Raw genomic sequence first — 10,257 nt, 5'->3', positions numbered from 1 at the left:
CCGAGGGCGGCGGTGTGCAGCCGGTGCCGGCGCATCCGCACCTCCAGGCGCTCGGCGACGGTCAGCAGGTCCGCCTCGTGGTAGCCGGCCTCGCGGAAGGTGCCGAGCAGCGCGGCGGCCGCCTCCACCGCGCCCAGGCCCTTGCCCTGCACGTCCCCGACGAGGACGCGGGTGCCGTGCGGGCCGGGCTGGATGTCGTAGAAGTCGCCGCCGACCCGGGCGTCGAAGTCGGCGGCCAGGTACACCCCCGCGTGCTCCAGTCCTGCCCAGTCCGGCGGCAGCGGGCGCAGCACGGTGCGGCGGGTCGTCTCGGCGACGTCCAGGACGTGCAGCATCTCCTGTTCCCGGCGCACCCGCACGGCGGAGGCCAGCGTGGCCAGGGCGCCGCCGAGCGCGACCAGGACGAAGTCGGCCAGTCCGGCCTGGTACTCGCCGGGCCAGGCGCTGTCCACGACGACGTACGTCACCACCGAGACCAGGGCGAAGCCGGCGGTGGTCCACACCCCGCAGATCGCGGCGGCGATGCCGGGGACCAGGACGATCCAGGAGATGATCCGGAACCGCTCGGTGGTGTTGAGGTCCAGGAGCACGATGGCGACGAGCAGCACCAGGGGCACCACCCAGGCGATGCTCCGCCCACGGACGCGCAGCAGCTGCCGCCGGCGCCGGTACTCCATCTCGGTCACGGCGGGCAACCCTCCATTCCCTCAGCGAAGCACGGGAGGGATCCGGTCGCATCCGGCCATTTTTGTTCTGCCGGCCGACTTGCCAGGCCGTACCCGCAGGTGTGCCCTGGAAAACAGGGGCGAGGAGAGAGAGGAGTGCTCTCATGGCTCAAGCGGCACCTGCACCCGGCGGTATGTCCCAGCCCACGCGCAAGGCCGTGACCAGGGGCCCCGTACCCAACGTCTTCGACGAGCGCACCCACCGGATCGCCCGGCTGGTCGTGCCGGTCGTGCTGGGCCTGGTCTACGGCTACTGGGCCGCGGCCAACCGGCGCAGCGGCGGTCCCATCACCGGCTGGAACGTGCTGTTCGGGTTCGTCACGGCGATCGTGTTCGCGGTGGTGCTCATGGCTCTGCTGACCGCGGCCCCGCGCATGCGGCGGGAGGTGCGCGCGCTGGCCTGGACCGCGTTCATCGGCTGTGCGTTCGGTTTTCTCTACAGCCAGTCCGGCGAGTCGATCCTGAGGTCCGTGGGCATGTCGCTGGCGGTCTCGGCGGTCACCTTCGTGGTGGTCTTCTACCACTACTACACGCATGAGGACGCGGCCGGGCACCGGGTGCGCTGAGCATGCGTCACGCGCGTGGGCCCCGGCCGGTGTCCGGCCGGGGCCCACGCACTCCCCTGTGATTCCCTCCACCGTCCCCAGCACCAGGAAACACCCGTTCGGATGAGCCCTCCACCGGAGACCGGAATCACCGGCCCCGCCAGGCGTCGCAGCCGTTCAGCTTGACTTTTCGCCCGAATGCACGCGTACCGCTCGCGCACCGGTGCGCAGCGGCCTTGCCTTGAAGCGTGCCCCCACGCCTCAGGAGCGCCCTGTCGGCCGTACTGATCGTCCTGTCCTGCCTGCTCGTGCCGTTCGGCGCGCTGGCGGCCTGGGCGGCGTACGGGCTCGCCGACACGGGCCGGTACGTCACCACGATGGCCCCGCTCGCCACCGACCCCGCCGTGCGGGAAGCCGTCGTGGCCACGGTCGGGGACGACATAGTGCGCGAGGTGGACCACCGGATGGACGTCCGCCGGATGCGCGGCTCGGTCGCCCCGTTCGTGCACGACGCCGTGCGCTCCTTCACCCAGACCCGCGCCTTCCGGCTGGCCTGGGACACCGGCAACCGGGTCACGCACGACGCGGTGCTGCGCGCCCTGCGCACCGAGGACGCGGACGACGGCGGCGCGCAGCCGCTCACCCTCGACCTCGCCCCCGTCACCGACCAGGTCAAACGCCAGCTCACCCAGGACCATGTGCCGCTCGCCGCCCGCATCCCGGTGCAGCACACCGCGGTTCCGGTGCTCCCGGCGGGCGAGGTCACCCAGCTGAGGAAGGGATTCCGCGTGCTCGAAGTCGCCGGCTTCTGGCTCCCGGTCACGGCCGCCGTCTTCGCCGTCGCCGGGATCGGACTGGCCGTCCGCCGTCGTCGTGCCGTCGCCGCGACCGCGCTGGGCACGGCCCTGGGCGGCGCGCTGCTCGCCCTCGCCGTCACCGTCGGGCGCAGCCTCACCCTCGCCGGCCTGCCGGCCGGTGTGTCGCATCCGGCCGCGGGTGCGGTCTACGACGCCCTGACCGCCACCCTGCGTACGGTCTCCTGGCTGCTGCTGGGCCTCGGCCTCGCGGTGGCGCTGACGGCCTGGCTCACCCGCCGTCTGCGGCTGACCCGCCGCGCGCGAGGCCGGCGAGGGTCCGCAGCGCCCGCGCCAGATCCGGCTCCGGAGCCGACGCGAGCCCGAGCCTGACGGCGTTCGGGGTCCGGCTCGGGTCGACCGAGAAGGCGGTACCCGGGGTGACGGCGATCCCGTGCGCCCGCGCGGCCGCGGTGAAGGTGTCGGCCCGCCAGGGCGCGGGCAGCTGCCACCAGGCGAAGTAGGCCGCCGGATCGGACCGTACGGCGAATCCGTCCAGTTGTTCGGCGACCAGCCGCTGCCGCCGCCCCGCGTCCCGCCGCTTGGCGGCGACCAGCCGTGCCACGGTCCCGTCCCCGATCCACCGCACGGCCGCCTCCAGTGCGAAGGACCCCGCGTTCCAGCCCCCGGACCTGACGGCCCGCGCCACCGCCCCGGTGCGGTCCGCCGGCGCCAGGACGAAGCCGACGGTGAGCCCCGGGGCGACCCGCTTGGACAGCCCGTCGACGAGGTGGACGAGTTCCGGGACGAGCGCGGCGATCGGGGGTTCACCGCCCGCGTGCAGGAAGGACCAGATCCGGTCCTCCACGACCGGTATCCCCAAGCTGTGGATGACGTCGGCCAGGCGCTCCCGCCGCTCGGCACCGAGGGTCAGCGAGGTCGGATTGTGCAGGGTCGGCTGGAGATAGAGGGCGGACAGGGCAGCGGTGCGGTGGGCCGCGGCGACGGCCTCGGGCAGCGGCCCCTGCTCGTCGGCCGCGAGCGGGACGAGGGTGCAGCCGAGCCGCGCCGCGATCTCCTTGACCAGCGGATACGTCAGCGGTTCGACGCCGACCCGGCCGCCCGGCCGGACCAGGGAGGCCAGGGTGGCGGCAATCGCCTGGCGGGCGTTGCCGGTGAACAGGATCCGGCCGGGATCGGGCCGCGGGCCGCCGGTGGCCGCCAGCCCCGCGACCGCTTCCCGGGCCGCGGGGGTGCCGGCGGCCGGGGCGGGCCGCAGTGCCTCGGCCAGCGCGTCCGGCCGCAGCAGCGGCGCGAGGGCAGGGGCCAGCAGCCCGGACTGGCCGGGCGCGGACGGGTAGTTGAGCTCCAGGTTCACGGGCTCGGCGCCGGCCGCCTCGGTCAGCGCGTGCCCCGGCTGCCGGTCCGGCTCGGTGGCGCGCACGAACGTGCCGCGTCCGACCTCGCCCACCACCAGCCCCCGGCGGACGAGTTCGGCGTACACCCGTCCCGCCGTCGAAGCGGCGATCCCGTGCCGCCGGGCGAACGCCCGCTGCGGCGGCAGCCGCCGGCCCGGGCGGAGCCGGCCGCGGGTGATGTCGTCGGCGATCCGGTCGGCGATCCGCCGGTAGTCGTCCATGCGCCCCCCTGTCGTACCGACCCACCTGGTACCGGCACACCCCGTACCGGCACACCCCGTACCGGCACACCCCGTACCGGCACACCCCGTACCCGCGCACCGCATTGCACCGAGGGCAAAGATTTTATTGCACCGAGGAGTTGGGGGTGCCTAGGGTCGGTCGCATGAGCCCCTTCCTCGCATACGAGGACAAGGCGGACTCCGGCGCCTCCTCCCGGACCCCCCTCGTCCTCGTCCACGGCCACCCCTTCGACCGCACGATGTGGGCCCCGCAGCTGGCCGCGTTCTCCGCCGGCCGCCGTGTGATCGCCCCCGACCTGCGCGGCTACGGCGCCTCCCCCGTCACCCCGGGTATCGTCCCGCTCGCCCGCCACGCCCAGGACATCGAGGAACTCCTGGACCTCCTGGGGGTGGACTCCTTCGTACTGGCCGGCCTGTCGATGGGCGGCCAGATCGCCATGGAGTGCTACGACCGCTTCGGCGACCGCATCCGGGGCCTGGTCCTCGCCGACACCTTCCCCGACGCCGAGACGCCCGAGGGCAGGACCGGCCGCAACGCCCTGGCCGACCGGCTGCTCTCCGAGGGGATGCGCGGCTACGCCGACGAGGTCCTGGAGAGGATGGTCGCCCCGTACGCCGATCCCCTGGTCAAGGCCCACGTGCACCGCATGATGACGGCCACGTCCCCCGAGGGCGCCGCGGCCTCCCTGCGCGGCCGCGCCGAACGCCCCGACTACCGCACCCTGCTGACCCGGGTGAGCGTCCCCGCCCTGGTCGTGACCGGCGCCGACGACACGTACACGCCGGTGGCGGACGCCGAGGCCATGCACGCGGCGATCCCCCACTCCGTGCTGCACGTGGTCGAAGGGGCGGCCCACCTGCCGAACCTGGAACGGGCAGGGGAGTTCAACGAGGTCCTGGGAGAGTTCCTGGCCGGGATCGACACGCGCTCCTCGTAACCGGGGGGCGGGCCCGGGACGTCACATCCCACCAGCAAGCAAGCCCCCCGAGCACGCCCCCCCGAGCGGACCGGCGGGCCCGAGCGCACCCGAGCGGACCGGGGCGGTCCGGGGTGAAGTGGCCATAATGGGCGCATGTCCCGCGAGTTCCCCATCGGCCTCACCCCACCCGACTGGCTGGTCCGGAACCTCCAACCCCACCGGGCACCCCTCAACCGGGCCGCGATGGCGCGGGCGGGCGTCGGCCTGTCGGCCCCCCTGGCGATCGGCCTCGCGGCCGGGCAGCCCGCATACGGCGCGCTCGCCTCCATGGGCGCACTGAACGGCGTCATCGGCGACACCGCCGACGCCTACCGCATGCGCGTCATCAACATCGCCGTTCCACAGCTCGTCGGCGCCGTCGGCGTCGTCCTGGGCTCGCTGGTGTACGGCCGGGGATGGGTCGCGGTCGCCACCGTCACCTGCGTCGCCCTGGTGTCCGGAATGATCTCGACGATCGGCGCGGTGGCCTCCGTGTCGGGACTGCTGCTGCTCCTGAACGCCGTGGTCGCCGCGGGACTTCCGCTCCCCAGCCCCTGGTGGCTGCCCCCGGCCCTGATGACCGGCGGCGGCCTGCTCGTCCTCGCCCTGGCACTGCTCGCCTGGCCGCTGCGGGCGGGGGTGCCCGAGCGCGACTCGGTCGCGGCCGCATACCGCACGGTGGCCGACCTGCTGGCCGCCTGCGGCGACCCGGACCGCTACATCACCACCCGCTTCGACGTCACCCAGTCCCTCAACCGGTCCTACGACCTCATCCTCGCCCACCGCGCCCGCCACCACGGCCGCAGCCGCGAACTCACCCGGCTGCTGGCCCAGTTGAACGCGATCACCCCGCTGATCGAGGCGGCACCCGCCGTCCACCTCTCCGGCCGCCCGCTCCCGCCGGAGGTCCCCGAGGGGCTCCGCCGCCTCGCCCGGGCCGTCGAGAGCGGCCACCCGGATCCCGCAGCCCTGCCCACCCTGCCCGCCCCCACCACCGAGACCGCACGGGCCGTCGACCACGCGCTGCGTCACGCCGCCGAGGTCGTCACCAGGCCGGACGTCGACCTTTCCCCACTCTCGGCGTCGCTCGAGCGGGGGGACCCCCATGGCATCGACGGCCGCCTCGGCCTCCCGGCCGCACTCGGCATCCGCACCGCCCGCGCGGCCCGGGGCGTCGTCCTGTCCGCCAACTCCTGGCGCTACGGCCTGCGCCTGGCCGTCTGCATCGGTATCGCACAGTCCCTGGTCTCGCTCGTCCCGGTCCCCCGCTCCTACTGGGTGGCCCTGACGATCACCTTCGTCCTCAAGCCCGACTTCGGCTCGGTGTTCTCGCGGGCACTGCTGCGGGCGCTGGGCACGGTGGCGGGGCTGGTGATCGCGGCGGCGGTCCTGGCGGAAGTACCCCGGGGCTGGTGGGACGTCCCCGTGCTGCTCGTCCTCGCCCCGCTGATCCCGGCCCTGACCCCGCGCGGCTACGGCTATCAGACGGCGGCGATCACCCCGGTGATCCTCCTCCTCTCCGACATCCTGAACCACCAGGGCACGGCCCTCCTGCTGCCCCGCCTCCTGGACTCCCTCATGGGCTGCGCGATCGCCCTGGTCGCGGGCTATCTGCTGTGGCCGGAGAGCTGGCACACCCGGGTCGGCGACCGCCTCGCGGACGCGGTGGCCGGCACGGCGGCGTACGTGGAGGCGGCCTTCGGCCCGCAGACCGACCCTGCCGCCCGCGCCCGCATGCGCCGCCGCCTCTACCGCGACCTGTCGGTCATCCGCATGGAGTTCCAGCGCGCCCTGACCGAACCACCGCCGACCGGACGCCGGGCCGCGGCCTGGTGGCCGCTGGTGGTCGCCGTGGAACGGATCGTCGACGCGACGACCGCGGCTCGCGTCCGCGTCCGCCACGGCGCCGAGCCCCCGTCGGCCTCCGAGATCGACCAGGTGGCCGGTCAGCTGCGCGAACTGTCCGAAGGCGTACGGCGGTCGGAGACCCTCACCGCGGTCCGCACCCACCTGACCGGCCCCTCGGGCAGCGTCCTCGAACCGCTGCGCCAGGAGGTGGCCGCGGCACGTGCGATTACGACACCGCACTGACCTCCCGGCCAGCGACCGAAACGCAATCTGGGGCCGCTAACCTTACGTGTCCGTCCTGGCCAGGGATCGACGGGAACAACTCACGCGAAGGGTTGCGCACATGGGCATTCTCACTCTCCTGCGGAACGCGTTCGGCCGAGGGCGCAAGGCGCGCACCGCCGAGGCAGAGGGTGCGGACCGACGCCCTTCGCCGACCCCGGCCCCCGTGCCGGCGCCCGCCTCCGAAGAAACTCCGTCCCCGACCGCCCAGGTCCCCGAGCCCCGCACCTCCTCCCCCGGGGAACACGACCTGGTGACGGCAGCCTTCGACAACGTATCGGTCCCCAGGCAGGCCACAGAGCCCACCCAGCAGCACCCGACACCCGAACCCCCGAAGCCGACGGCCGAGGCAGAGGCCGAGGCCGAGCAGGTGACGGAGGCGCAGCCGACGGCCGAGGCAGAGCCGACCGCTGATGCAGAGGCCGAGCCGAAGCAGGCGGCAGAGGCAGAGGCAGAGGCAGAGCAGGCTGCCGAGGCTGAGCAGACCGCCGAGGCAGAGCCCGTGGCAGAGGCCGAGCCGACGGCTGCGGCGGAGCAGGCCGCTGAGACCGAGCCGACGGCCGAGGTGAAGCCGCAGCCCGCCCCCGAGCCGGTTGCTGAGCAGCCTGAGCCCGAAGCGGAAACCGAGCCCGAGCCGGCCGAGAAGCCGGAACCGGTGGCTGAGGCCGAGCCTGTGGCCGAGACCGAGCCTGTGGCGGAGCCTGCGGCCGAGGCGGAGCCTGCGGCTGATGCGGAGCCTGCGGCCGAAGCTGAGCAGGCCGCTCAGACGAAGCCTGTGGCTGAGGCAGAGGCCGTGGCTGAGGCAGAGCCGGCAGTGGAGCCCGAGCCGGTCGCAGACGCGGAAGCGGCAGTGGAGCCCGAGCCGGTCGCAGAGGTAGAACCGGTAGCGGAGCCCGAGCCGGTCGCAGACGTGGAAGCGGTCGCAGAGGTGGAGGCTGAGCCGGTCGGCGAGCCGGAGCCGGCGGCCGCTGAGACCGCCGTACGGGAAGAGACCCCGGACGAGCCGCAGGCCGCCGACGGCGAGGACGCCCCGCAGGGGCCACCCGCAGCCGACGACGAAAGCCGCACGGGTGGTGCGGGTGGGAACGAAAACAGCGCCGAAGGCGAAGCCGAGGCGGGCCCCGAGCCGGAGGCCGAGGCAGGGAACGACAGCAGCGCCGAAGGCGAAGCCGAGGCGGGGCCCGGGCCGGAGGCCGAGGCAGGGGCGGCCAAACCCGCCCTCCCCCTCACCCGAGTGAAGTCCCGCACCCCTTCCCTCACCACCGCCTACAGGGCCGCCACCACCACCCTCAAGAAGTCCCACCTCACCGGCGCCCGAGCGAAGCTCTACCTCGTGCTCGACCGCTCCGCCAGCATGCGCCCGTACTACAAGGACGGCTCCGCCCAGGCCCTCGCCGACCAGACCCTCGCCCTCGCCGCCCACCTCGACCCCGAGGCCGAGGTCCACGTCGTCTTCTTCTCCACGGAGGTCGACGGCACCACCGACCTCACCCTCACCCCGGACCACGAGACCAAGATCGACGACGTCCACGCCTCCCTCGGCCGCATGGGCCGCACCAGCTACCACGCCGCCGTAGAGGCCGTCCTCGCCCACTACGAGAAGAGCCACCCGGACCCGGACACCGCACCCCCCGCCCTGGTGGTCTTCCAGACGGACGGCGCCCCCGACGCCAAGACCCCGGCCACCCAGTCCCTCACCGAGGCCGCCGCGAAGCACTCCTCCGTCTTCTTCTCCTTCGTCGCCTTCGGTGAGCACGACAACAAGGCCTTCGACTACCTGCGCAAACTGAAGACCGGCAACACGTCCTTCTTCCACGCGGGCCCCACCCCGCGCGAGCTGACGGACACGGAGCTGTACGAGGGCGTGCTCGCGGCCTGGCGTCCGTAACCCCTCCCGACCCCTCCACCCGGTGCCGTCCGCTTCTCACCCCGTAAAACGGGGAGCGGGCGGCACACCCATGTCAGCTACGCTTTCAAGGTTCGAAGACGACCGCGGACACCGACAGACACCGCGGCCGTCACCCCGCGTAGCAACCTGGGAGCAGCCCGCGATGGCTCGACACCTCATCACCAGCGCCCTTCCGTACATCAACGGAATCAAGCACCTGGGCAACATGGTGGGGTCCATGCTCCCGGCGGACGTGTACTCCCGGTACCTCCGCCAGCGCGGCCACGACGTCCTGTACATCTGCGCGACGGACGAGCACGGCACCCCCGCGGAACTGGCCGCCAAGGAGCAGGGCCTCCCGGTCGACGAGTTCTGCGCCCAGGCGCACGACGCCCAGAAGGCGGTCTACGACGGCTTCGCGCTGGCGTTCGACTACTTCGGCCGGAGTTCCTCCGCCGAGAACCGCGAGATCACCCAGCACTTCGCCCGCAGGCTGAACGAGAACGGCTTCATCGAAGAGCGCGCGATCCGCCAGGTCTACTCGCCCACCGACGGCCGCTTCCTCCCGGACCGCTATGTGGAGGGCACCTGCCCGCACTGCGGCTACGACAAGGCCCGCGGCGACCAGTGCGAGAACTGCACCCGGGTCCTCGACCCCACGGACCTGATCAACCCCCGCTCGGCGATCTCGGGCTCCACGGACCTGGAGGTCCGTGAGACCAAGCACCTCTTCCTCCTCCAGTCGAAGCTGGAGAACGAGGTCCGCGAATGGGTCGCCCGCCACGACAAGGACTGGCCGCAGCTGGCCTCCTCCATCGCCCACAAGTGGCTGACCGAGGGCCTGCACGACCGTGCGATCACCCGTGACCTGGACTGGGGCGTGCCCGTCCCGGCGGACACCTGGCCGGAGCTGGCCGCCGAGGGCAAGGTCTTCTACGTCTGGTTCGACGCCCCGATCGAGTACCTCGGCGCGACCAAGGAGTGGTCCGACCAGGACCCGGAGAACCGCGACTGGAAGTCCTGGTGGTACGACGTCGACACCGACGTCCGCTACACGCAGTTCATGGCCAAGGACAACGTCCCCTTCCACACGGTGATGTTCCCGGCCACCGAACTCGGCGTGCGCGAGCCGTGGAAGAAGGTCGACTACGTCAAGGCCTTCAACTGGCTGACGTACTACGGCGGCAAGTTCTCCACCTCGCAGAAGCGGGGCGTCTTCACCGACCAGGCCCTGGAGATCCTCCCCGCCGACTACTGGCGCTACTTCCTGATCGCCAACGCCCCGGAGTCGGACGACTCGTCCTTCACCTGGGAGCACTTCACGGCCACGGTGAACAAGGACCTCGCCGACACCCTCGGCAACTTCGTCAACCGCGTGCTGTCCTTCTCCCGCAAGCGCTTTGGCGACGACGTGCCGGCCGGGGGCGAGCCGGGCGAGGCGGAGACCCGCCTCGGCGAGGAGATCGCCTCGCTCCTCGCCGAGTACGAGTCGCACATGGAGACCCTCCAGTTCCGCAAGGCGGCCGCCGCCCTGCGTGCCCTGTGGTCGGCCGGCA

Annotated in this window: 8 protein-coding genes; 6 read left to right on the top strand and 2 right to left on the bottom strand. The window is 72.9% G+C overall.

Going from position 1 to position 10,257, the window contains the following annotated elements; all coding sequences use genetic code 11:
• Positions 1-677: SpoIIE family protein phosphatase (locus AB0H32_RS43450; protein ID WP_361133648.1), on the bottom strand; the 677-nt coding region annotated here is incomplete at its 3' end.
• 152 nt (positions 678-829) lie between these two features.
• On the opposite strand from AB0H32_RS43450, the gene AB0H32_RS43445 reads away from it, so the two are divergent.
• Entirely contained in the window at positions 830-1,291 is a 462-nt protein-coding gene (locus AB0H32_RS43445; RefSeq protein ID WP_361133645.1) for a hypothetical protein, read from the top strand.
• A 227-nt stretch (positions 1,292-1,518) separates the two neighbouring features.
• The gene (locus tag AB0H32_RS43440; protein ID WP_361133642.1) at positions 1,519-2,457 is read left to right on the top strand and encodes a hypothetical protein; all 939 of its coding nucleotides are present in this window, start codon (positions 1,519-1,521) and stop codon (positions 2,455-2,457) included.
• On the opposite strand, the gene AB0H32_RS43435 is transcribed toward AB0H32_RS43440, so the two are convergent.
• Entirely contained in the window at positions 2,357-3,703 is a 1,347-nt protein-coding gene (locus AB0H32_RS43435) for a PLP-dependent aminotransferase family protein (protein WP_361133639.1), read from the bottom strand. The two genes, AB0H32_RS43440 and AB0H32_RS43435, sit on opposite strands and share 101 nt — an antisense overlap.
• Positions 3,704-3,867: 164 nt before the next feature.
• Here AB0H32_RS43435 and AB0H32_RS43430 point away from each other — a divergent pair, with 164 nt between their 5' ends.
• The 4 genes from AB0H32_RS43430 to metG form a co-directional block, all read left to right on the top strand.
• Complete coding sequence (locus tag AB0H32_RS43430; RefSeq protein ID WP_361133636.1) at positions 3,868-4,662, top strand: alpha/beta hydrolase; 795 nt, start codon at positions 3,868-3,870, stop codon at positions 4,660-4,662.
• Between the two features lie 135 nt (positions 4,663-4,797).
• Positions 4,798-6,774 carry an FUSC family protein gene (locus tag AB0H32_RS43425; protein ID WP_361133633.1) on the top strand — a complete coding sequence of 659 codons (1,977 nt, stop codon included), beginning with the start codon at positions 4,798-4,800 and terminating at the stop codon, positions 6,772-6,774.
• A gap of 100 nt (positions 6,775-6,874) precedes the next feature.
• Positions 6,875-8,701, top strand: coding sequence for a VWA domain-containing protein (locus AB0H32_RS43420; protein ID WP_361133630.1), 1,827 nt, complete (start codon positions 6,875-6,877; stop codon positions 8,699-8,701).
• 163 nt (positions 8,702-8,864) lie between these two features.
• On the top strand, positions 8,865-10,257 hold a 1,393-nt coding region (metG, locus tag AB0H32_RS43415; protein WP_361133627.1), incomplete at its 3' end, for a methionine--tRNA ligase.

The organism is Streptomyces sp. NPDC020362 (assembly GCF_040642095.1).
In the GTDB taxonomy this organism is placed as follows: domain Bacteria; phylum Actinomycetota; class Actinomycetes; order Streptomycetales; family Streptomycetaceae; genus Streptomyces.
This window is presented reverse-complemented; position numbering and strand designations above follow the sequence as displayed.